Below are 25169 nucleotides of genomic sequence, written 5' to 3'. Positions count from 1 at the left end.
GTAATAGGAATAGCAACTTGGCAGGTAAATTGTCTGTTATTTTAAGACAGGTTGGGCAAAGTTTCATTCAATGGTTCACAAATAAATTATCCCTCTATTATGTCAGATACACCAGATAACCTCAAGAACCTGAGAACTAAAACAGGAAGTTTTAATAAAAATACCGACTTGTCGAACTTTGTATTTGATAAAGTTCCTCCACAAGCATTAGATTTGGAAGAAGTTGTTTTAGGAGGAATGATGTTGGATAGAGATGCCGTTGCTGAAATTATTGACGTTTTAAAACCAGAAAGTTTTTATCTGGAAGCTCATCGCCATATTTATCAAGCAATTTACGATTTATTCGGAAAAGCTCAACCGGTTGATATTCTGACTGTTACCGAACAACTTCGAAAAAATGGGAAACTGGAAGCAGTTGGCGGTGCCTATTATGTTTCCAAACTGACAAATCGAGTAGCAACAACGGCCAATATTGAACATCATGCCCGGATTATTTCGGAAAAATTTATCCTACGAGAACTAATCAGAACCTCAACACAGATAGTTCAAGGAGCTTATGAAGAAACAACTGATGTATTTGATTTGCTAAATGTTGCCGAGCAATCTTTGTTTAACATTACCGAGCAAAATCTGAGACGAAGCTATGGAACCATGAACGTATTGGTAGCTCAGGCAATCAAAAATCTCGAAAAATTAAAAGACCACTCCGAAGGATTAACCGGTGTTCCTTCAGGTTTTATGGCTTTAGACAAATTGACTGCCGGATGGCAAAAATCAGATTTAATTATTGTGGCTGCACGCCCAGCAATGGGTAAAACTGTATTTGCAATGACAGTTGCCCGAAATGCTGCTGTAGATTTCAAAAGACCGGTTGCTGTTTTTTCGCTCGAAATGTCAAAATTGCAATTGGTTAATCGTTTAATCTCGGCAGAAACCGGGCTTTCTTCCGAGAAGCTTCGAAGTGGTAACCTTCAATCTTATGAATGGATTCAGTTGACAAGCAGAATTGACAAAATTGCTGAAGCTCCAATTATTATTGATGACACACCGGCCATCAACATGTTTGAACTGAGAGCTAAATGTCGCCGGTTTAAAATGCAACACAACATTCAACTTATTATTATTGACTATCTGCAATTGATGAGCGGCAGCTCAGCAGATAAAAAAAACGTCAACCGTGAACAAGAGATCAGCAATATTTCAAGAACCCTTAAAACCATCGCCAAAGAATTAGAAGTTCCCGTAATTGCTTTATCTCAGTTAAGCAGGGCAGTAGAAACCCGAGGTGGTGATAAACGCCCTCAATTGGCAGACTTAAGAGAATCAGGAGCTATTGAACAAGATGCTGATATGGTGCTGTTTTTATACCGTCCTGAATATTATCATATTGATTTTGATCTGGAAAATCGCCCCACAAAAGGTGTGGCTGAAGTAATAGTGGCCAAACACAGAAACGGACCAACCGATACGGTCAGGCTGAAGTTTATTCCGCAAAATGTTAAGTTTGAAAATCTGGCACTCGACATGACCCAAGGAAATGTTGTTGAACCTTTGGGCGACATCATCTTCAGAAGTTCCCGTTCCGACAACGAAGAAACCAACTCTTTTAATGATGAGGATGAGGTGCCGTTCTAATCTTTCTAAACAAGAAAAAAAGACCAAAAACTTTCTTGTTTTTAAAAGCTACTGTCTAAAACACCTTGATCTTCGATAAATAAAAACTTGAAATCCAAAATTTTGGGTTTAAGATTCCTATTTCTTCTGGTATATTCAAAAAGGTTTTAGATTTGTTAGCATGTGATGTTTTGATATACTGTCAGTGATTTTTACCAATTAGCTCTTTTATTCAGCTACATTCCAGCAAAATCAAACCATATAGTTTTACCTTCCACACATAACTTATATTGCATAAAGTGTCTTTGTTGAAAATACTGATACCCCTGAATAAAATATTGTTTTATGGGTTCAACAAGGCTGCCACAAATATAAGATAAGACGGTCGTGTTTTTTCTTCTATATTATAGATATTTAAGCGACATTGACCAAATCTGTTGGCATAAACCCGTCTGCGAATTGAGTATTAAAAATTGAATCGGGCGATTTTCGTACCAATTTAATAACTGTTTTGACCGTAAAACGCGTATTACAGAGTATTTTGAGGTCTAAAATGCTAAAGTTAGGGTTATTGTATTTAACCTGATATTGTGCCTGCAAAATTTTAGCCGTCAAGGTAGCGGTAAAGCATAGATTAACAAAATTGGTCAGATTTTTCGAGGTGTAGTTTTGAAATCGGATAGTCCGAAAAATTGTTTGGCATCCCGAAAGTCAAACTCAATCTGAAAACGCAAACTATAATAATCTATCATAGTTTGCCAGTCGAGGTTAGGGTCGGTGGTGCAAAATTTAGAGAAGGCTACTTTTTGGGTTTTCAAATTGGTTATTTTTACTATCCCCACATTTAACAGGTTTTTGCTTAAGGATTTGTTGTAACAGGGCAGTTGCCATATCTGAGTAAGGAGACCATTTTCGGTTTTGGTGTCTTTCAGTTCTTGGTTATCAAGGTTGTTCAAATCTACTTTTTCTCCGTATTTTTTGGGTCTTCCCCGATGTTTTGGGGCTACTGGGTCTGAGTAGGCATAGACGAGGGCGGCATTTACAGGCAAACGGGTAATCAGGTGAAGTCCGGTCTTTGTTACCGCAGAGAAATAATCTGCCCGAGGCATAAGCACAGTCTGCTACCATATAGGTCAGGTTGATGCCCTGGTAAGCACGAAAGCAACTTGTTTAACAAGGCGGTGAATGCCCGAAAGGATGCCGTAGGATTGGGCTGCTTGGGTCGGTTTTTGCTGCCTTGCTTCCTGCCACGAACCAAACATCTGCCTTCGGCACTGCGCTGCTTGCCAGCTAATGCCTTCTTTTCTGTTCCGCTATCCGCTTCCTGTCCCCCTCTGTCTGTACGACTTGCTCTACCACCATCGGATATGATTTCCGTTTCCCCACAGCTATCAGAGAAGCACAAAAAAACAAATCCCGAATATGGGGCATTTCTGAATGCTGCTCCAAAACTTCGACAAACCATAGGTCTTGTCCCGACTTTTCCTTCTACCACTTCGTCTATGGCTATAATATAATTCTCCTCCGGTTGATACACCCACTTCAAAAACAACTTCATACGAATGCGCTCCCACAGGTAGTCCTCTGACATAAAACGAAACCAAGTGCGAACAGAGTAGTTACTATAGCGGCATAAACTCCGTACACTTACTCCATATCGAATACACATAAAACAGTACAGAAAATCCCTTAATTGTAATATCTTTGCTACTGACAGGATGTCTTTATATAACTCTAAAGGCAGAATGTTGGGAGGCATATACTTTGATTTTGGGTTTGCAATTCGCAAAATTACAAAGATATCGCCTCCCTTCTTTTTTTTAATGTGTGGCAGCCATGTTGTGGGTTAATTGAACTTTAATCAAAACGGTTTGGTTTTAGAACAACCTTTATATTAAGGTATTTCCGGTCCGGATTGAAAACTTTTTTTGTGTTACGATTTTTCAGCAATTACAAGAATGTAGAAAAAGATATACTATTTCTAATGATGGCTGAACTGTTTTTGCAACTCATCAACAGTTCTTTTACCCTTATTTTAAATATCTATATGACACATAGTGGTTTTAACGACAGTGAAATTGCCACCTTTGTTTCCTATAGATTTATGGCTGCCTTAGTATTTGCGCTTCCTTTTGGTTTGTATATCCGAACAAAAGCAATTCGTCCTATATTGCTCTTGTCATCAGCTATATTGCCTTTTATTTCTCTCCTCATATTAGAGGCGATAGTCTGGAAATCCTCACTTTTGATTGCATTCTCTATGATAATCTGGGGATTTTGTTTTACCGCCAACCAAATAGCAATACTTCCTTTTATTTTGCGAAACACCAAAACAGAAACACATACAGAAAGCATTTCGCTAAATGCATCTGTTTGGAGCTTAGCCACTATAGCTTCCGGTTTTTTGATTTATTTGTTGTCGGGTATCAACGTACAGATTTTTGACGAAAGAACCCTGTTGCAAATTTTTTCGCTCTTGGGGATTTTCAGTTTTTTGTTTACCTGGAAGATTTCAAACAAAGAAAGTATTCCTCAATTCACTTCCAAAGAAAACGGGAAGCGGTTTGATTATGATTGGGTTGTAATTGGAAAAGCAGTTGTCCCGACTTTTTTAATTGCAGTTGGAGCCGGCTTAAGTATTCCGTTCATGAACTTGTTTTTCTTCCATATTTTTAAACTAAGTTCGGGCAGTTTTTCTCTCTTAGGCTCAATTACGGCAGTAGTTGTAGCACTTTTTTCGTTACAGGCACCGGTAATTAAAAACAGGTTTGGATACGAAGCCATTACAGCAACTCAAATGTTGTCCATAGCAGCCCTGATTCTGTTGGGAACCACCGAATTTTTAGGTGCGGGAACATTCGCTTTTTATTTGGCAGCTTTTTGCTACATTATTCGTCAACCTTTAATGAATTTAGCCAACCCAATGACCTCACAAATGACCATGTATTATGTCGGTAAGAAAAACCAGGAATTGGTCAGTGCCATCATTTCTTCAATATGGTCGGGAAGTTGGTTTTTCAGTGCTTTGATGTTCCGTTATTTGAGAGGAAAAGAAATTTCTTACGGTGCTATCATCTATATCACTGCCGCATTTTACCTCATAGCTGTTTTGTTTTATCACCTGCTCATCAAAGATTTCCGTCGAAAAGAACAGTTAGGGTTGGTTTAAGATGGAATAACCGCACATTTTTAAATTTAAGGGTTAAGTATTGCTAACAGTCAGACAGAGTTTTAGTATCTTAACTCTAAACTAAAATGGCCGGTATTCATCTTGGGTTATAGTTTTAAAATCAAACAAGCATATACTAAATCAGCCTAACTTTTTCCTCTATTTGTATTAGATTATGAATTGGTTAAACCATGAAAAATTAAAATGAATCACCCCACTTATTCACTTTTCTGATTATCATTCAAAAACCTCATTGCTGAATTATAAAAAGCTTCCGGTTGTTCAGCATGAATCCAATGTCCTGCATTAGGGATTGTTTCTATGGATGCTAAAGGAAAAAAGTGAATGATAAAAGTTTCGTCATCGGGTAGAGTTATATAGTTGTCCGAAAGGCTACCTTTCATAAACAGTGTGGGCTTGTTGAATTGATCAAAAGGGGTCAAACTGTTTCCAAGAATTTCAAGATAATGTGCTTTTAAAGATGGAAGATTGCATTTCCATCCATAAGAGCCGTCTTTATGTCGGGTCAAGTTTTTAAGCAAAAACTGACGAGTTCCAAAATCTGGAACAAGTTGCCTCATTAGTTCGTCTGCTTCGTTTCTCGAACTAACCTGACTAATGTCGAATGAATTGAAAGCCTCAAATATTATATCATGTCCTGCAGGATATTCTTTGGGAGCAATGTCCACAATAATAAGTTTGTTCACCATTTCAGGATTATTAACCGCAAATTGCATAGCGGTTTTTCCGCCCATTGAATGTCCGATAATATGCGCTGAGGGTAGATGATGATTTCTCATAAAATCATACAAATCATCTGCAAGAAGTTGATAGTTAAAGTCAGGAGTATGAAAAGATTTTCCGTGATTTCTTTGATCAACGGTAAAAACGGTGAATTGTCCGGAAAACCTAAGGGCTAATGTTTGCCAGTTGTCTAACATGCCAAAAAGACCGTGCAATATGATGAGGGGTTCCCCACTGTTTCCAAATTTTTTAAAATTTAAATGCAAAGAAAATGTAGTTAAAAGGGTGTAAATGGTTTAAGTAATTTAAATGAGATTGTTCGTATAAGTTAAGTTTATAAAAGACCGATACAAAGAACTCAAACCATGTTTAAAAAATTTAATAGTTTTCACCGTTGTAATAAAACCTCGCTTCACCATTCAGAATATTATATTTAATTACTCTCCCCTGAACTTCAAAGCTTTCGACAATCTGATCGGAAACCATCACTTGATTGCCCTCATAAAAAGCATAAAGTTTACCGTCAAAATCGGTATATGCAACTATTCCATCAAAAAATTTGAACGCAGGGGGGGTAAACGTGGTGATGACGATATTTTTCCCCTTATAGAACACATTTAAAAAACCCCTTTCGTCAATATAGGTCAGTGTATTATCAAAAATCTCATAACTCCGGGGTAATACAGGAAGCAGTTCTTTTGTTTTGCCATTCCAATAGACTTTAAAACTATTCAGGTTATCAACATAAGCCAAAATATTGTCGCCGGCCTTATAACTAACAGGGCTGACACTTTCTAATTGTTTGTTTTTCCCTTTATCGAACACATACAATTCATTGAAGCGGTTAATATAAGCCACAAAATTATTACCTACCTGATAGTTTAGCGGAGGAGCGTTGTCTATGAGTTGCAATTCATTATTGTGGACGAGATAGAAGTTTTCACCTTCTGTTATATACGCCACCGAATTATCTCCTGCCCGAAATTCATTAACAGGTTCATTTGTTGCTTCAAAAAGTTGATTCTTGTAAAATACTTTTAAAAAACGGTCAAAATCAATGAAAGCAACAATGCTGTCTCCAAGAGCATACGTTGCATTTACCCCAAGCGCTAAGTCCTTTTTTGTATCGTTGCTGATGATTCTCAAAACTCCGCCTTCCAAAGACAAAAGGTAAAATCTGGTGGCCTTGTAAAGATTGATTTGAGGCATATAATTCAGTATTTGTTTTTTACCATTTCTGTAGTAAATCACTTGACTTAATGCATCAACATACAATAAATAATCACCACCCATCTGAACATTTGTTACTTCGCGAGGCTCCAAAGTTTGAACATTACCTTTATCAAAGACATAGAATCTGCCAAATTTATCTGTAAATGTGGCAATTCCTTGTGCGTAAACTGACAGATAGGATAAACCAAGAAGTAGTATAGTTAAAAACAAATTGCGATTCATTATCAGAAATGTTATTTATTTGTATTGGAAAATTGTTTGGGAACTGCGTTAAAAACGGTTAAAAGAATTTCAAAAAAGTAATCTTTTTTTTGCAGTATGAAATTTTTAGTTTTCTAATCAATTTTCTAACAATTGTTTATGAATATTGTTTTTACTAACTTTATTTAAATTCTTGAGTGCAGAAAAAAAGAAAAAATTCAAGGTTGTTTTTTAAAGATAGATATATTAGTTTTGCAAGTCGAATAGTTGAATTTTTCTTTCAAAACAAGTTGCCTGTTGTAGAATTGGTAAAGTTTTTGCAGATAAAAGTTAAACTATTCTCCGGCAGTGTTGTTTAAAAAACAAGTAGTAAAAAATTTAAAAATTCCGCATGAAAAAAACATATACCTATATTTTCTTTGCAGCATTACTAACCTTGTTTATCTCTTTAGGGTTCATACAAGAGGCTTCGGCCCAACAATCAGCGAGAGGAGGTAATGACATTGTGAAAGTAACTTCTTCTTTCTCACCGAATCCTGCAAAAGAGAAGACTACCTTCCATTTTCAAAATACCGGACGTGAAACTTATCGTTTGGAGATTTTTGATATCATCGGAAATCAGGTAAAATTGGTCAATGATATTCAAACAAATGCTGCCGAGGTTGATATTTCAGATTTGGAAGCAGGTATGTACTTCTATTTTCTGGTAAGAGGAAGCGATCGGGTTTCAACAGGAAGGTTAATTATAAAGCAATAAGTTTTCTTTTTTCATTTTGTTTACATCAAAAAGCCACTCACTAAAATAGAGTGGCTTTTTTGTTTGTAGCAATTGAATTAAAATCTAAGGGACCGTTTAAAACCTGATGTATTATTCCCCGGTGAAATTTGGAATTCTTTTTTCGATAAAAGCATTCATTCCTTCTTTTTGATCTTTGCTCGCAAAAGTGAGGTAAAAGTTTTTTCGTTCAAACATCAACCCTTCATCCAAAGTGCTGTTAAAGGCTTGTAACACTGATTCTTTTGCAAGTTTTACAGCGACAGGAGACATTTCAGCTACCTTTCTGGCAAGTTTCATGGTTTCTTGTAAATATAATTCGACAGGAACAACTTTATTTACTAATCCTGCTTTGTAAGCTTCCTGAGCGTTAATGAAGGTGCCGGTTAATACCATTTCCATGGCACGGACTTTTCCGATAGCTCTGCTTAAACGTTGGGTTCCTCCTGCACCGGGCATTGTTCCAAGTTTGATTTCCGGCTGACCAAATTGTGCTGTTTCAGAAGCAACGACCATATCGCAAAGCATGACCAACTCACATCCACCACCTAAAGCAAAACCGGAAACTGCCGCAATAATTGGCTTTTTTGTCTTTTTTATCTGATCCCAGGTACTGAATTGATCAATATGAAACATATCAATAGCCCCTTTCTCCGCCATTTGTTTAATATCAGCACCGGCAGCAAAAACTCTTTCATTTCCGGTCAAAACAATTGCCCTGACATCAGGAAGATTGTCCAATTCCTTAAGTGCTGTTTTTAATTCGCCCATCAACTGCAGGTTCAGTGCATTTAACTCTTTAGGGCGATTTAGTTCAATCAGAGCGATATGTGGTTCATATTCCGGAGTAACCTTAATAAAATCCATTAGTTTCAGCTATTTTAAGATATTCGTTGATTATTTAACCACTATTCCTGGCTTAGAATCTGATTTTGAAGGGGTTAAACTTCCGGTTGGGTTAGCTGGAATGGTTGGGGTGAACTTTTGCATGTATTGTTCGAAAGGTTGATTTCGATAATGATTTTCAGCTATAAATTTCATCAAACCTTCAAATTTATCGGGTGTCTTGTATCCGGGATAAGCATCAATTCGCATCAATTTTTCATCCATAAAGGCAATCGTAGGATATCCAATACGACCGGTTGGTTGGTTACCGAGAATTAATGTGGCCGCTAAACGGTGCGTTCCTTTTCTTCCGTTTGGATTGGGCATAAACTCCCAATTTTGTCCGTTAAATTTGACAGGATTTGTTCCTTCCGCATTAAATTTAACAGCATAAAAGTTCTTATTGACATACTCAGCTACTTCCGGATGTTGAAAAGTCGCCTTATCCATTCTTTTACACCAACCACACCAATCAGTATAAAGATCTACCACCACTTTGCGCGGTTCTTGTTTCATTTTGGTTTCTAATTCTTCAAATGTTATCCAATTAATGAGCGCATTTGATTTTTGAGAATTGTCTCCTACAGTATTATTTTTGGAATTTGCAGGTTGGGCTTTTGAATTTGAGTTGTTGGTGTTATTGCTTTCTTCTTGTTGTGTATTGCACGAACCTAACAAAGCAGCAAGAAAAATTGAGAAAATGGAAAGATACTTCATAGAAATTTTTTTTTGGACTTTTTGGATTTACCAATGAACACATCAACTATACAGATTAGTTGAAATTATTCATAAAGATGGATGTTTTTTTTGAATCTTCATAGCTCAATATAGGTGAAGGTTCAACTATTATGCTATAAGATTAAAATATTGTACATTGTGTTTATTTAAAGTTAAATAGTTGAATTGACTACTCGATTTTGCATGTACACAATCTTTAATGGTTATTACAACATCTTGATTGGCTCGATATTGGATAGGTTAATCAAGGGGTGCAATTAATTTAAAATATTAACTTGTGCTTTTGATGTCCAAACAAGCAAAAAATCTAAAAGTTTATCAACTGTATTTATATTTACGAAAAACATTCTTTGTAAGATTATGAAAGTATCTTACCTTTGTTCCCAAATTAGAACATCGAGTTTGTTTTGGAAAGTATTTGATGAAAAATGATTGTTGTAATACAATCGCAAAAGAAAAGTTCATGCTTAAAAATTTAGTTATAGTTGAATCTCCTGCAAAAGCTAAAACGATAGAAGGTATTTTGGGCAATGACTTTACCGTTGTTTCCTGTAAAGGGCATATTCGCGATTTGCCAAAGGACGATAATGCTATTGATGTGAACAACAATTTTACCCCGCGTTATATTATTCCGGAAGAAAAAACGCAAGTAGTTAAAGAGTTAACAAAACTGGCAAAATCTTCAGCAGATATTTGGTTAGCGACGGACGAGGACAGAGAAGGTGAAGCTATTTCATGGCATTTATGTGAGGTATTGGGTTTGGATGAAAAAAAGACCAAGCGAATCATTTTTCATGAAATTACAAAACCGGCCATTCTACAAGCCGTAAAAAATCCAAGGATCATCAACAGAAATATTGTAGATGCTCAGCAAGCGCGAAGGGTGATTGACCGTTTGGTAGGGTTTAAAATATCCCCCATCTTATGGCGTAAGATTGCAAGACAAGGCGTTTTATCTGCCGGTAGGGTTCAGTCTGTTGCAGTTAGGTTGGTCGTGGAGCGAGAACGTGAAATAGAGCAGTTCAATTCATCTTTCAATTACAAGGTATATGCCTATTTCAATATCAAGGATTACAACGGCAAACAGACTATTCTTAAAGCTGAGCTTTCTGAACCTTTTTCACTTGAAGCCGATGCACAACAGTTTTTACAAAAATGTATCGGAGCAGTTTTTACCATTGATAAAATAGAAGTAAAACCGGCAAAAAAATCCCCATCTCCCCCGTTTACTACTTCAACATTGCAACAGGATGCGAGCAGAAAATTAGGGTTTTCGGTCGCAAAAACTATGCAAGTTGCACAAAAACTATACGAAGCCGGTAAGATCACCTACATGAGAACGGACTCAACTAATCTTTCCAATACAGCCCGGGAAGCAATGGGAAAACAAATTTCCAGTATGTTTGGAACTGATTACTGGAAAGAACGTCAATACAAAACAAAATCCGATTCGGCACAGGAAGCACATGAAGCAATCAGACCTACTTATTTTGATGTGCAGAATGCCGGAGAAAATTCTGACGAAAAAAGACTTTACGATCTTATCTGGAAACGAGCAATGGCTTCTCAAATGAGTGATGCCTTGCTGGAAAGGACTGTTGTTTCGATTGCTATTTCAACAGTAAAAGAGAAATTAGAAGCTAAAGGGGAGGTCATTAAATTTGACGGATTTTTAAAACTTTATATTGCCTCATCGCTCGATGATGATGATGAAAACGAAGAAGAAACCATTTTGCCTCCTCTAAAAATCGGGCAAGTATTGGATCTTAAAAATATGAAAGCCATTCAGCGTTTCAAACGACCTCCTGCAAGATATAATGAAGCCAGTTTAGTGCGAAATCTGGAAGAAAGAGGTATAGGAAGACCCTCTACATACGCACCAATTATCAGTACCATTCAACAAAGGGGTTATGTTGTTAAAGAAAACAGGGAAGGCATTGAGCGTGCTTACCGAATTTTAACGTTATCCGGCCCACATGAATCTAAACCCAATCAAATTGTTGTTACATCGGAGAAAGAAAAAATCGGTGTGGAAAAAGCAAAATTATTTCCGACAGATACCGGTAGGGTCGTCAACGATTTTTTAGTTAAACATTTTGAAAATATTGTCAATTACGATTTTACAGCTAATATAGAAAAGGCATTTGACGAAATAGCAAACGGCAAACAAGTTTGGACGAAAACAATTGGGGAGTTTTATTACCCTTTTAACGAAACAGTTGAATATACTTTAAAAAATGCGGACCGCGAAACCGGTGAAAGGCTTTTAGGAAACGATCCCAAAACCGGTAAACCTGTAACTGCAAGGTTAGGTAAATTTGGACCAATGGTTCAAATCGGGACAAATGAAGATGGAGATAAGCCACAGTTCGCTTCAATTTTACCTCCTGTAACGCTCAACACCATAACACTTGAACAAGCACTAAGTCTGTTTAATTTGCCAAAAGAAATCGGAACTTTTGAAGAAAAAACCTTAAAAGTTGGTGTAGGGCGTTTCGGGCCTTATGTAGTTCATAACAATAAGTTTTACAGCCTTCCAAAAGATGTTGACCCTTTAATGTTTACGGAAGACCAGGCGATACGCCTGATTGAGGAAAAAAGAATTGCCGAAGTCAACAAGGTTATTCACACTTTTGACAACGGAAATATTCAGGTACTTAACGGACGATTTGGACCTTATATTAAAGCCGGAGATAAGAATATTAAAATTCCTAAGTCGAAAGACGCAAAAACGCTGACCTACGAAGAATGTTTAATTTTGATAGATGGGGATGCTGCTGAGCCCAAAAAGGGGAAAAAATCTGCTAAAACCACCACCAATACGAATGCAATTCAATCTTTTGAAAACGGAAACATCCAAGTTTTAGATGGGAGATACGGTCCATATATCAAAACCGGAAAACTTAATATTACCCTGCCTAAAAATGCGGATCCCAAAACAATTACTTTAGCTGAATGTAAAACACTGATTGCTCAGGCAGCTTCTAAAAAAACAAGCACTAAAAAGGTCAAGTAGGTTTTTTACCGGATTATGTACATATCATGAATCCTGAATACAGGCTTTCAACCTTAATAAAATTGCTGGATGATGATGATATATGGCAACAAGTCGCCAAAGATATGATTGCTAAAGGGGTATATATTGAACATGAACTCCGCGATATCTGCTATTCCAATAAAATGGATTTGAATGAAATACAAACAGAAAGGTTGGAGTATGTTCTCCAAAAAATTAATTTTACAAAAGTATATCATCAGTTCGAAGATTGGCTTAGAAATACCGATACTTCTCTTTTAGCTCCATTATTATATCTTACGCAATATATTTACCCCACATTTTCTGTTTCTGAAACCAAAATAGAAGATAGAATCAATGATATTTGTGACGATATAGAAGTCAGGCTTCAGGCAAACATGACCACTTTTCAAATGTTATCACAAGTAACAGAGGTGTTATTTACTATTTATGGTATGATTGTCAACGATGATCCGGAAACTCATAATTTCGCACTCAACTATTTATTAGCTTATAAAAGAGGACATGCATCCTTATATGTACTCCTCTATATTTATATTGCACAACGGGTAGGACTTTCGGTTTTTCCTGTTTGTTATGGTAAGGAAATTTTTGCCGGTGCTTTTAACAGAAGTACCGGTAAATTTTTGAAAAAATCTGTAAAAGAAGTCCTTAAAACCCCAAATCATTCAGACTATTACCGCCCTTTAGATTTGTTGACAGATCCTTCAACAGGAGGGTCAAGATTGAGCAAATCAGATTTAAACAGCATTTTAAAGTTGTACGGATTACAACCTGCCTCCAAAAATATTTATCCCGACACAAATGTGCGTGCAGTTTATACTTTGTTGATTAATTTTAAGATAACAACTGACAAATCGGAGGAAAACAAAGCGGAAGAAGTCAATCAACTTTTAGAATTAACCGGAAAATATTTAACATGAAAAAGCCCTTACGAACCAAAAGTTGTAAGGGCTTTTTTTAATTTTTTAAATGCAGTTTATTATCGAACAAACCGATAGTTGAAACTTGCTCTCAACCCCAATAATAAATGATTTGCGCTGTTTTTATCGGGGATTTCCACTTTAGTGAAACTATCAGAAGAAGTAGAGAAGGCGGCTCTTGCGCCAAAAGAAAGAAAATAGTTTCTACTCAGATAAAGATCATAATCAACACCAGTAACAAGACCCCAGGTGCTTTTTTTGAGTAAATTGGTATGAATTGTCGGATTGTTCAGATTGATTTCTGCTGATTTCAAAATTCCATACTGAATTCCTGCCAATACATTAAGTGTAGTGGGCTGTTTAGTCAGTTTTGCAGTTCGGGTAAATCTGTACTTCACCAACAAAGGGATGTTGGTATAAGTAAGGTTAATCTGAGTTTCCCGATAGGTCACTGATTCGAGGGGCTTATAACTGATTAACTGCCCCTGGGTTGATCTGACTGCCCATTCGGTTTGAATACCCCAGTTTAATGAAAAATCATAACCACTTATAAAACCGTAAGAGTTGCCTGAATGCATTCTGTATTTCAGGTCTTCTACATTTTTAGTGGCGTTTAGTGCTTGGTTATTGAGTAACCGACTAACATGCACACCATAAAAACTACCAAAATAAAGGCCATTTGTTTTATTCTTTTTTGGTTTGCCAATTAATCCGACAGAATTAATAACATTGTGCTTGGCATTATTTGGTTCATAAACCTGAGATAACTCAGATTTGGGTAAACTCTCCAAACGATCGTTATCAGTTTGACTGTCGTTTTCTAAAGCTGGTGCAATATTACCGCTTTTTACCTGATCTGTAGCAATAGCAAGGTCTTTACCTGAGTTAATGTTTGTTAAAACATTACTTTGATGAGATTTAGAGATCTCATTTGACTTTAAATCCGGGCTTTTTGCAACATTACCAACTTGTTTTAGTCCGGAATTTGCTTTTTTTGAATATTTAGAGGTTTTGACCGGAACTTTAGTTGTGCCAACAGAAGGATTTGAGAACTGATTTAGTGTATTGGTTTTATTCGATATCGTATTGATATTTAAAGAGTTAGGATTAGAATTTTGAGTTTTTGAAAGTTGGTTTGATTGGTTGATTTCAGAAACAGCCCATAAACTTTCTTCTCCGGTTGGGTTATCCGGTTTTGCTTTGGGTGAAATAGTTTGATCGGAATTGGTATTATTTGATACCAAATGATTTTCGTCCGGAACCAATAGGTTTTGCCGGATAGTTAAAGAGCCAATTCCTGCGACCATGAGGAAAAATGCAGCCAAACTCACCTTAAAGGCGGTTTGAAAATAAAAAGGCTTGGGGCGTGGCAAATGATGCTGAATTCCATCCCAGTTTTTAAAAGGGGGTGAAATTTCGTGATTTTCAAGCGCTTGCTTAAAAACGTCGTCAATGTGTCTTTTAGACATAGGCTTGTTCTGAGTATTTATTTTGGTTGTTAACTTTTTCTTGTAATAAATATCTGGCTCGTGCCAGTTGTGACTTAGAAGTTCCTTCGCTGATCCCTAACATTTCGGCAATTTCCTTGTGTGAATATCCTTCGATGACATATAAGTTAAAGATTGTTCGGTATCCGGGTGAAAGGGTTTGTATCATTTTTAACAAGTCATTAGCTGCAAGGTGTTCAACTACCTCCTCATTTACGGTGTGATTGTCAGCTTGTGTAACTTCCATGATTGGATACATTGGGGTTGAACGTCTGAAATGTTCAATTGCGGTATTGACAAAAATCCGCCTTAACCAGCCTTCAAAAGAGCCTTCACTTCTAAATTTTTCTATGTTTATATAAGCCTTTATAAATCCTTCCTGTAAGATATCTTCCGCACTATGATAATCTCTTGCATATCGAAGGCAGATTGTAAACATCTTTGCAGAGAATTTGGCATACAAACGCTCCTGATATAGCCTTTTACAGGCTATACACCCTTTAATAATCTCTTCATCTGAATATTGCTGCTGTGGCTTCATTGTTCTGATACGTAGATATAAAAGTAAACAAAATAGTTGTATGGCCTACTCTAAAAAAATTATTTTTTTAGAATTGGTCGGCATTACAGTACAATACACCCGCTTTAACGTGTTAGTAACGCAATCGTTTTAGTTTTGGTATAGCCCTAAATGGAAAATTTTAACCTTTTTTAATCATTTAATTCCTGTTTCCCTGAAACTTAATGTCATTTATGGCAACTGATAAGTATGATAAGTCATGGTGTTAAAATTCCTGTATTTTCTGTTTCTGAAATGATTTTAAGTTCAGAAATAATAAAGACCAAAATTGATTAACATGAACCGGTTTTAGCGTAAAACTTTTTTTTCAACCGCGAATAATTTATTTTGCCTTACCTTTTATTAAAATAAACCGTACCTGATTTATGCCTTTAAATCAAATTGTCGGGCATGTTACAAAGGTAAATTCAGCTATACATCGAGGCATCTTTTGCCTTTAACTTATCGTTATTGTGTTGTTGCAGTCAATTTTAAACACTGCTATACTCAGTTTTTTGAAAACAATCTTAACCCTTATAAATATAATAAAGGATTATGAAACAAGGCAAGTGTTTATCTTTGTGTAAATCTCGTAGTCATCACAAATTATTTTCAGGCTTTATATTGATAAATAAAGCAGGAAGCAAAACCTCCAAATTATTAAAACTTAACTTATTTTTTATGAAAAGTCTTTTTACCTGTTTCATTGCCATAATGTTTGGCAGTTTTTACCACCTGCATGCTCAAAATGTAGTTTTATTGCCTGTTAATGGCGAAGGACCTGTTCAAACTTCAACCTCAGGTATTCTTTTAGATAGTGGTGGAGAGGGTTTATATACCCCCGGCAATTACGGATCAATTGTGATAAGCCCTTCAACTGTTTCTTGTCCTTTAACCTTAACTTTTACCGAGTTCGAACTGGGAATCAATATGGATTATCTGACCATTTATGATGGTCCGAATTATGATATTTATATTGGTTCATATACCGGTAATGAATTACCAAACGGAGGTTTGCCGTTTGTTTCAACTACCGGTTCATTTACCATCGAAATGTACAGTGATATAATTATTTTCCCTCCTCCTCCACCCTCCAATTCCGGATTCAGAGCTGTTTGGCAAGCCGGTGACAGTTCGACCGATGCCCAGTTTACTGTCAGCGAAACTGATGTTCCAATCAATACTCCTGTTTTGTTTACGCCTTCAAATCCTGATTATCAGGATTACTTCTGGAATTTTGGCGATGGGAATACAAGTACAGACATTATTCCTACTCATGCTTTTGCAGGCTCCGGCTCATTTACGGTTAGTTTGACCATTACTAATTGTGAAGGTACTACGGCTACTGAGTCTTTTGAGTTGTTTGTTCAAGAACCACCAACCATTTCGGTTGAACCAAATACCGGATATGATGTAACATTGGAACATGGCGATTCCACCACTTATTCTTTTACCATAACAAATACCGGAACCGGTGATTTGGTGTTCAATATTGAAGGTGCAAACCTGATAGAAAACAAAGAACTTCAAGTGCTTGCCCTGATAAACGGAGCAGATTTAACTCAGGAATACCCCTCCACGCTATTAGCTATTAACAATTATTTTACAGATTATCAACTTACAGAAATAACGACCTATAATGCATCTGAACTTGCAACTGCCCTTCAAAACAAGGATGTGTTATTGATTCCTGAACAAGAAACCTGTAATGCTGCAGCATTTAGTTCATTTGCTCCCATTTTACAGACGTTTGCCGAAAACGGCGGAACTATAATTATTAATGGAACCAATCAGGCAGGCTGTATTTTCAATACCGGATTATTTAGTGGTACTTATCAAAATTTTTACAGCGGTTCTTTAAATGTTAATATTCCTTCAGATCCGATCATGGAAGGAGTGAACGACCCATATAATGCCCTTGCTGTTACATTCTATTACGATATCACCAATCCTGATGCTGTTCGATTGGTTAGATATAGCGGATTTGATGTAGTTACTTATCGCAACATCGGATTAGGAAGAGCCATTTTGGTAGGACATGATTTTCGGTATCATAATGCGGATATGGATCGCATTATGTCAAATTGTGTAAAAACAACCAAAGATTTAATGTCTGTCAATGGTGGGATTGATTGGTTGTATGTTTCAGAAAATACCGGCTCCCTGGCTCCCGGAGAAAGCATTACTATTGACCTTGAGTTTAACGCAACAGATGTTTATGGCGGTTTTTATTCTCAAGACTTAGTGATCAACTCAAATGATGGTTCTGCACCACAAATTGTAATTCCATGCAACATGACTGTTACAGGAACTCCCAGTTTTGCCATCAACGAAAGCACGCATGATTTTGGAGAAGTGTTGGAAAACGACACTGCAAGATATAATATCATTATCTCTAACCCCGGAACGGATTCTCTAAAAGTATTCAATATCACTTTTTCAGACCCTGTATTTAGTACTGAACCTTCTAATTTTTCATTGTACGGTGGAGGAGCAACGCAGAGTGTTGAACTGAGATTTGTACCTACCGAAATTGCGCCCTATTTTGCAACAGCTACCATTGAGACCAATATCATCAATTTTTTTATCACGGTTAGCGGTACCGGAGTAGGTGCACCGGTAACTACGGTAAATCCGGTTGCCATAAACGAGACTTTGAATGTTGGCGAAACTTCAACTATTCCTTTAACCATATTTAATGATGGTCTGGGTCCTCTTTTTTATGATATTGATACTACCTATTTTCAGCAACAGCTCAAGGTTTTAGCATATACCAACGGAAGCGATGCGGGAGCATACGCTAATACCATATCTGCTATCAATGCACATTTTACGGATTATCAACTGAGTACAACCAACACGATCAGTTCAACGGAATTAGACGAATTGCTCCAAAATGTCAATGTGCTGCTCGTACCTGCGATTATTGATTTTAATGCAATGAACCTGTTTAACAGTTTTCAGTCGGTTTTGCAAAATTTTGTCAACAACGGCGGGCATGTAATATTTCTGGGCAACTTTAACTGGGGTGATAATCCCGTGCTACATTCCGGCTTTTTTGATGGGTTCAGCAGTTTCAATTCCGGAATGATGTGCAATATCTTAGACACCTCCCATCCGGTTGTTGAAGGAGTTGACAATCCTTATACTCCAATCGGAATTACTCCCATGATGTTTTTTAATTCAGACATAGTCAGATTGGTTCAACAACCGGGATTTGATATTAATCCGGGAGATGTTGTTTGTTTCAGAGAAATCGGAGCAGGACGTGCGATTTATATAGGTCATGATTTTGGAAGTGCGGATTTATCCGGCTCATTAGTCATTTCTAATGCCTTAAAATGGATTGCCACGCAGAATATTTTGCAATGGTTCAGCATTTCCGGAATTTCAGGAACCGTAGGTTATCCATCCTCTGAAACGCTTAATATCACCCTCGATGCTACCGATTTAGTCGGAGGTACTTATACTACACAAATTGTAATTTCAAACAACGACCCGCTTGCTCCTCAAATCATAGTACCTGTAACCCTTACAGTAATAGGAATACCGGCCATTGAAGTTTCAACTACTTCTTTCGACTTCGGCAACGTGATCATCGGCAATACAAAAACCTTGTCAATGGAAATCAGCAATCCGGGTACGGATAGTTTATTTTTAGACATCAGTTCTTCCTTGCCTCAATTTGAAGTAAATCCTGCAATCGCCACTGTGCCTCCATTTGGAGATATGATGTTGGATATCACCTTTGTACCGACAGAAATAGCTTTGTTGAACGGACAGATTTTTATCAACAACAATGTGAGCGATTTAACGGTAAGTGCAACCGGATTTGGACAAGGGGCACCTGTGATTGGTGTTAACCCTGCTTCGATAGATATTACTTTATTGGCCGGTGAAACTGCGGAAGAAACCATCACACTGACCAATACCGGCGCAGGGCCTTTGGAATTTACAAGCAATGGAGGATCAACCATTCCAATTCTGGCATGGACCTATCAGGTAAATATTTTCAATTATACCGGCGTTGCGGCTGCTTTGGAATCAACCGGATTAGACTATACATTTGAAGAATCCAATACCGAAGATCCATCTACAATGGCGGAATTACTGCAAAATAAACGGGTATTGTTAATACCGGATCAAAATTTTACCGCAAGTAGCAGTGTTTTTGCAGCCATGGCACCTGTTTTAGCCGAATTTGTTCAAAATGGAGGGGCAGTCCTTTATTTAGGTAATCAATGCGATTTTTGTATCACACAATCCGGTTTATTTAGTGGTTTTATCTGGGCATTTTTGTTCAACAATCCAGTTGTTGTTTTAGATGATACCCATCCGTTAAGTACGGGTTTGGGCTCAAACTATACCAGCTCAAATAACAGCATCGCATATCAAATGACAAATCCCGATGCAGTTGCGCTGACCGATGTTTTTTCGGGGGGGTCAACTTTAACCTATCGTCAGGTTGGAAATGGCAAAGTAATTTATGTAGGAGATGTGTTTACAGATCTCACTACGCCGGGAACTACCATGCTCCGCAACGCTTTACTCTGGGGAGGAGCGCCACCAACCTGGATTAGTTTTGAACCTACGGAAGGCACTAACGAAGTTGGAAATTCATTTGACATCAATGTTACTTTTGATGCTTCCGGATTGTTGGCAGGTGTTTATACTTTTGATTTGGTGCTCTTTACCAACGACCCCTTTAATCCAATAGTGGTAATTCCCTGCAATATGACCGTACTGGCATTCCCGCAGGTTCAGATTCTTGCACAACCCACCTATTCCTGCGATGGCAATGTTTATTTTTATGATCAAACGCTAAACAATCCCACCTCCTGGTCATGGGACTTTGGAGACGGAGCTACGGCCGGAATTCAAAACCCCATTCACAGCTACGCTGAAAGCGGTATTTATACCGTAACTCTCGAAGCCTGCAATGATTTGGGTTGTGATGAAATCGTATTTCCCAATTTTATTACCGTTGATTTCAACTCTGTTTACTGTGATACGATAAATATGCCATTTTCGGGAGTAACACCGATCACCGAATGTCATGGAGTATTGATGGATAGCGGAGGCAACCAAAATTATCTGGCCGGTTCAAGTGGTATTGTTACCATTTCACCTCCAGGTGCGACACAAGTCAGCCTGACATTTTCCGAGTTTTCATATATCAACATCGAATTTGCCGATCAAATCATCATTTATGACGGACCGGATGTTAATAGCCCCGTACTCGGATTTTTTACCGGATCTACATTGCCAAACGGAGGAACAGTAACCTCAACCGGCGGGTCTATCACCATTCAGGAATCAACCTTTGGTTGGTTTGGCACAGATATGGGCTTTGTTGCTACCTGGGATTGTGTAATTATTACCACCCCGCCTGTACCTGGTTTTAGCTATGAAGTAACCGATAACTGTTTAGGCATTGTAGAATTTACCGATGCTTCCGGAAATTTCCCCGACAGTTGGTCATGGGATTTTGGAGATGGCAATACTTCGACCGACAAAGACCCGCTACATTCTTATTTACAAAGCGGAACCTATGACGTTGTATTGACTTCCTGCAATATGGTAGGATGTGAATCGGTAACCGTGCCCGTAACAGTCGAAGGAGTATTGTTTGTTAACTTTACTGCACCTCAGTACATACAAATAAACAGTCCCATTATGTTTATGGACAACACCGAAAACGCAACTTATTGGCAATGGAATTTTGGTAATGGTCAAACTGCAGTAGGACAAATTGCCAACCCTGTTACTTTTTATGGTGCATTAGGTGTTTATACAGTTTCCCTGACGGTTACCGACTCCAATGGTTGTGTCCGAAGCGGTAGTCAGGTTGTTACTGTAGTTGAAGATGTCGGCATTAATGACCCCATTGCAAAGTCAACTTTGTTAATCTATCCAAATCCTTCAAATTCCGGCATGGTAAACCTGCAAATATCAGCTCCTGACCAAAGTCATGTTTTTGATCTGAGAATTTACGATGCTATAGGAAAACAAGTTTATACCGAAAAGCTGAATACGGCAGGTGATTTTACCCATCAAATCAACACCTCCGGATTTGCCAAAGGCATGTATTGGGTAGCCCTTCAGTCCAACTCAGGTCTGATCACTCAAAAACTAATTGTTCAATAACCTGATAATATTCACGTTACCGGTGCTTTTTTTAAATGTAAATTATTAAAAAGTGCCGGTAACGTTTTCTAACTCAAAAGTCCGTAATATCTTTCTTCCAATACCTTAAAATGCCAACGCTGATGTCCGGCCAACATGAAGCCTAATGAAAGCGGGCAATACTGCATTCCGTTAAATCCGTTGCCGGTTTGATGTAACATGTCAGGGGTTAAAAATTGAAACATCGAGATAGTCCCTTTGCGAACAAGAATCAATTCGGCTAACAAATCCTCCACCGTTCTGCTGTTTGCTGTTGTATTTTCGGCATAAGCCTCCTCGTCAAAAGGTGTCATTTGTTGTTTGTCTCCACGGGCTATTGCTGTGATTCGATAGGCAAACACTCTTTCTGTATCAATCAGATGCCGCAAAATATCTTTCACCGTCCATTTACCAACGGCATAAACTTTTTCGCCTAAAGCAATCCATTTGTCTTTGGGGGCAGTTTCCAATTCTTGTAAGCTGATTTGAAGGGCTTCGGAATAGGATACATCATCCGTCAGGTAGATATACCGGTCAAAATATGCGGGCATTTTTTTGATGTCTGACTTCTTCATATTGGCAGTTTAAAATAAGGTAAATCATAGATTGGATATCAATTGAAATTCGGCCTCGAATTTTTACGATTTACTTTGAGTGAGTATTTTTTTAATCAATGAAATTTGCCCCAAATGGTAATAACTATGCTCAATAACTCCTTCAATATTCCTCAGATAGGTGCCGTATCTTTCGTCTATAAAGGGTTGGTCAAAAATTTTGTCGTCCATTTCTTCAATTTTGTCTGCGAACTTTTCAGAATTCGTCAGAAACTCAAATACCAATTGATCCCATTCAGTTTCAGAAGTAATAGCCGGAAAATCCCAACTGTATTTATCACTAATTTCAAGTCTCCCGGTTTCAAAAGCACTTAAAAGACCTGCCGTATAATAGTTGACATGATAGATCAGTGCTGCTATAGTGTTTAAGTTTTCAACTTTTTGAGATGCCTGTTGCCAATTAATGCTTTGTATCTGCTCTTTATAATTTGTGTTTGCAATCCAATGGCCATTCAGAAACACTTCCCGAAGACGGCTTGCTAAAGTTAAGTTTCTTTGCATTGTTCGTCACAGATTTATAATGGTGGAATAGACTATTTTTTGGGTTCAGTCAATTTGAGATTTGAAAGACTAATGTCATCAAACTGATACTAAGAGCAGCCTTTCGACGGCTCAAAACGACAAATTTACAAAACCCCAGCAATCCTGATAAAAAAAATACCCTTCCTGCATTTTTAACATTCCGGGAGCTGTTTTTATTGAAAAAAGTGTGAATATGGGGCAAAAAAAGTTTCAATTTTATAAGATAAAATTGACTTTCCCTTGAGTAAAATTACAATTTTTAAGAGGAAAAAAACAATTAAAATGCCGGAAATTGCAATTAAAATTCCTTTTGAATCTTGTTTTTTCGACACTTTATTGGCTAAGTATCAGTTATCCCCAATAATCCGTCATTTTTGATGCCTTTTAAATTTGTATAAACAACATTCAGTTTGTAAAATTATTGGATCTTCTGTTGCTTGTGTTTTATGAAAAGTTTGAACATACTTTAAAAAGAATCAAAATTAAGAACCGAAAATTTACCATTCAGACTAAATTGAAACTATGATGTAGGGTATTGGTATAAACCCATCTCTTTTCCCACATTTAAGTTAGTTGGTTTACTCCGTCAAATTTAATTCAGAATATTAGTTATTGTATTTAAACCAAACAGGTTTTGTAACTGGGTAATTATCGGGCGTTCTATAAGAAAAGAGTGGGCTTGTGGAGCGATAAATGGTCGGCAAGCTCGTCAAAAATACAACCTCGATGCGGTGTAGTAATTGTAACAAACAAACACCAAGCGTCAAAGAGCCCTGAAAAGGTGACTTTTAAAAAAGCAATCAGAAATAAGGTAACAAGGTTTCGATCTCTTATACGGATTGCAAATTCATTTTAGTCTAATCCAATTGTTCTGTACATCCCAAAATCTTGCGTTTTGGGATAAATGCAATGCCGTAGGCATATTATATTGGTAGAACAGCCGATACGTGGAATCTCAATACCGTAGGCATGTAATTTACATAGAACAACATCTTTTACAACCTTTATTACATTCCTTCTGAATGATGATAACGGGTTCTTTTTCGTAGCTACCAATATATTATCCCTACGGGTTAAGGATAATAAAATTGTTTCAGTTCCAAAAAATATCAACAGCCATTATCTTGTATGAACTATTTTAATATTACAATCTGAATTGCGCCTTCTGAATTGCCGCTTAACAATACCAAAAACCAGATAAAAAAAGGATTCTATTACCTGCCCTACGTTAATTTAACCCCAACCTCTCTTTATTGAAAAGTAAGAAAGCCCTAAAACTGCTACTTTTTGTAAAGCAATAAACAAAAAGAGAACACATAACCCGCCTTACACAATAACTACCACTTTCCTTTTCACAAAAACACTACTTAAAGTGGCATCATAAATCTGACGGTTAAACACAAATTAACAATATCTTGACCTATATTGAAAAATTAGTGATAGATTTATCACTGAATCAATCCAAATAGGAGTAAACTATAAATTAGTTCAACTTTTAGCTAAATATTTTGAATATTTGGTTTTTTAAGGTTAGATAAAAATCGGTTATAGTTGTCAAATCCTTAAATGTAAGGAGCTTTGTTTGTTTTTGACCCTCACATGTTTTGCAAATATATTTTGCAAACATTTGAACAACAAGGAAAGAACCGGCTAAAAAATGGTTGACTTTTGAAAATTCCTTTTAGGAAAAAATATTTTTCCTACAAGGAAATTTTTTTTTCTTCTAAGAAAAATTTTATTTCCTCTAAGAAAAATTAGTTTTCTTTTAGAAAAAGAGCTATTCCTCTAAGAAAAATTATTTATCCTGTAAGAAAAATCACAAACCCACTAAGAGAATATTTTTTTATTCCAGACAAAATTTTTTTTCCTCAAAGAAAAATTAGTTTACTTGTAAGAAAAACATTTAAACCTCTAAGAAAAATTAGTTTTCCTTTAGGAAAAGAACTTTTCCTCTAAGAAAAAATATTTATCCTCAAAGAAAAAAGTTTTTTCCTCTAAGAAAAAATATTTTTCTTACTTGGAATCTGCACAATTTAAAAGTCAGAAGGGGATTGTTGGCAGTACCGATGAAAAAACCAATGTTGTGGGGTTAAATTCAGAAGACAACACCCCCTTTTGTATTTTATTGCCGACTTTTATTGCCATCAGGCAAGTTTGGTTGTTGAAATTGACGGTTCTATCCACCAAATTAAAGAACAGTACCAATACGATGTTGCTCGAACTGCAGAACTGGAACAACTCGGAATTAAAGTCATAGCTTTACAAATGAAGCGGTTATAGCACATACAAAAGCAGAGTTTGAATCAATAAAACAGACTGTACAAAACCGTTTATTGTTTACCCCTTAACCCACAACTTCCCCCTACGAAGCAAGTAAAAAGTCCCCTGCAGGGGATTTAGGGGAAACAAGGCTTGCCCATCCAAAAACTATCTCCTAACTTTGAAGTATCAGTTGGGGTAGAGGTGAATAACTATTAGTACAATGGTATTGTGTTGGTAGAAG

General features: G+C 37.0%; 18 protein-coding genes. 7 read left to right on the top strand and 11 right to left on the bottom strand.

Annotation, left to right across the window (positions count from 1 at the left end; all coding sequences use genetic code 11):
- The first annotated feature begins 99 nt into the window (after positions 1 to 99).
- Positions 100 to 1635 carry a replicative DNA helicase gene (gene dnaB, locus IPM47_10930; protein ID QQS27426.1) on the top strand — a complete coding sequence of 512 codons (1536 nt, stop codon included), beginning with the start codon at positions 100 to 102 and terminating at the stop codon, positions 1633 to 1635.
- 393 nt (positions 1636 to 2028) lie between these two features.
- Here dnaB and IPM47_10925 read toward each other — a convergent pair whose 3' ends face one another.
- Genes IPM47_10925 through IPM47_10915 form a run of 3 tightly spaced genes read right to left on the bottom strand, consistent with a single transcriptional unit; the run spans position 2029 to position 3373 of the window.
- Positions 2029 to 2229, bottom strand: coding sequence for a hypothetical protein (locus IPM47_10925; GenBank protein QQS27425.1), 201 nt, complete (start codon positions 2227 to 2229; stop codon positions 2029 to 2031).
- 32 nt (positions 2230 to 2261) lie between these two features.
- Entirely contained in the window at positions 2262 to 2723 is a 462-nt protein-coding gene (locus tag IPM47_10920) for a hypothetical protein (protein QQS27424.1), read from the bottom strand.
- Positions 2693 to 3373, bottom strand: a complete 681-nt coding sequence (locus IPM47_10915) for a hypothetical protein (protein ID QQS27423.1) — start codon at positions 3371 to 3373, stop codon at positions 2693 to 2695. Before IPM47_10915 ends, IPM47_10920 begins: the two co-directional genes overlap by 31 nt.
- A 171-nt stretch (positions 3374 to 3544) precedes the next feature.
- Here IPM47_10915 and IPM47_10910 point away from each other — a divergent pair, with 171 nt between their 5' ends.
- On the top strand, positions 3545 to 4783 hold the full coding sequence (locus IPM47_10910) for a hypothetical protein (protein QQS27422.1): 1239 nt from the start codon (positions 3545 to 3547) through the stop codon (positions 4781 to 4783).
- A gap of 218 nt (positions 4784 to 5001) precedes the next feature.
- Here IPM47_10910 and IPM47_10905 read toward each other — a convergent pair whose 3' ends face one another.
- A complete protein-coding gene (locus IPM47_10905; protein ID QQS27421.1) occupies positions 5002 to 5793 on the bottom strand; it encodes an alpha/beta fold hydrolase in 792 nt (263 codons plus the stop codon).
- Between the two features lie 112 nt (positions 5794 to 5905).
- On the bottom strand, positions 5906 to 6982 hold the full coding sequence (locus tag IPM47_10900) for a hypothetical protein (GenBank protein QQS27420.1): 1077 nt from the start codon (positions 6980 to 6982) through the stop codon (positions 5906 to 5908).
- Between the two features lie 370 nt (positions 6983 to 7352).
- Between IPM47_10900 and IPM47_10895 the strand changes: the two genes are divergently transcribed.
- Positions 7353 to 7718 (top strand): T9SS type A sorting domain-containing protein, encoded by a 366-nt coding sequence (locus IPM47_10895; protein QQS27419.1) that lies wholly within the window; start codon positions 7353 to 7355, stop codon positions 7716 to 7718.
- A 111-nt stretch (positions 7719 to 7829) separates the two neighbouring features.
- On the opposite strand, the gene IPM47_10890 is transcribed toward IPM47_10895, so the two are convergent.
- Both IPM47_10890 and IPM47_10885 read right to left on the bottom strand, forming a co-directional pair.
- Complete coding sequence (locus tag IPM47_10890) at positions 7830 to 8603, bottom strand: enoyl-CoA hydratase/isomerase family protein (protein QQS27418.1); 774 nt, start codon at positions 8601 to 8603, stop codon at positions 7830 to 7832.
- A gap of 30 nt (positions 8604 to 8633) precedes the next feature.
- Positions 8634 to 9338 carry a thioredoxin fold domain-containing protein gene (locus IPM47_10885; protein QQS27417.1) on the bottom strand — a complete coding sequence of 235 codons (705 nt, stop codon included), beginning with the start codon at positions 9336 to 9338 and terminating at the stop codon, positions 8634 to 8636.
- A gap of 484 nt (positions 9339 to 9822) precedes the next feature.
- Here IPM47_10885 and topA point away from each other — a divergent pair, with 484 nt between their 5' ends.
- Positions 9823 to 12375 (top strand): type I DNA topoisomerase, encoded by a 2553-nt coding sequence (gene topA, locus IPM47_10880; protein ID QQS27416.1) that lies wholly within the window; start codon positions 9823 to 9825, stop codon positions 12373 to 12375.
- Between the two features lie 26 nt (positions 12376 to 12401).
- Positions 12402 to 13319 carry a hypothetical protein gene (locus IPM47_10875; GenBank protein ID QQS27415.1) on the top strand — a complete coding sequence of 306 codons (918 nt, stop codon included), beginning with the start codon at positions 12402 to 12404 and terminating at the stop codon, positions 13317 to 13319.
- A 59-nt stretch (positions 13320 to 13378) separates the two neighbouring features.
- Here the strand turns inward: IPM47_10875 and IPM47_10870 are convergent, their stop codons facing one another.
- Together IPM47_10870 and IPM47_10865 are read right to left on the bottom strand one after the other, a co-directional pair.
- Positions 13379 to 14788: a PorT family protein gene (locus tag IPM47_10870; GenBank protein ID QQS27414.1), complete on the bottom strand. Its 1410-nt coding sequence runs from the start codon at positions 14786 to 14788 to the stop codon at positions 13379 to 13381.
- Positions 14781 to 15347, bottom strand: coding sequence for an RNA polymerase sigma factor (locus IPM47_10865; protein ID QQS27413.1), 567 nt, complete (start codon positions 15345 to 15347; stop codon positions 14781 to 14783). The genes IPM47_10870 and IPM47_10865 overlap by 8 nt, the downstream gene beginning before the upstream one ends.
- Before the next feature lie 699 nt (positions 15348 to 16046).
- On the opposite strand from IPM47_10865, the gene IPM47_10860 reads away from it, so the two are divergent.
- Positions 16047 to 21512 (top strand): PKD domain-containing protein, encoded by a 5466-nt coding sequence (locus IPM47_10860; protein ID QQS27412.1) that lies wholly within the window; start codon positions 16047 to 16049, stop codon positions 21510 to 21512.
- 68 nt (positions 21513 to 21580) lie between these two features.
- Here the strand turns inward: IPM47_10860 and IPM47_10855 are convergent, their stop codons facing one another.
- Both IPM47_10855 and IPM47_10850 read right to left on the bottom strand, forming a co-directional pair.
- Positions 21581 to 22105 (bottom strand): DinB family protein, encoded by a 525-nt coding sequence (locus IPM47_10855; GenBank protein ID QQS27411.1) that lies wholly within the window; start codon positions 22103 to 22105, stop codon positions 21581 to 21583.
- A 63-nt stretch (positions 22106 to 22168) separates the two neighbouring features.
- Positions 22169 to 22645 (bottom strand): DUF1572 domain-containing protein, encoded by a 477-nt coding sequence (locus IPM47_10850; protein QQS27410.1) that lies wholly within the window; start codon positions 22643 to 22645, stop codon positions 22169 to 22171.
- Positions 22646 to 24781: 2136 nt separating this feature from the next.
- Between IPM47_10850 and IPM47_10845 the strand changes: the two genes are divergently transcribed.
- A complete protein-coding gene (locus tag IPM47_10845) occupies positions 24782 to 24946 on the top strand; it encodes a DUF559 domain-containing protein (GenBank protein ID QQS27409.1) in 165 nt (54 codons plus the stop codon).
- The last annotated feature ends 223 nt before the right edge of the window (positions 24947 to 25169 follow it).

Source organism: Sphingobacteriales bacterium (assembly GCA_016700115.1).
Taxonomy (GTDB): Bacteria; Bacteroidota; Bacteroidia; order Chitinophagales; family UBA2359; genus UBA2359.
Note: the sequence above shows the minus strand (reverse complement) of the source record. Positions and strands in the feature narration are given on the sequence as shown.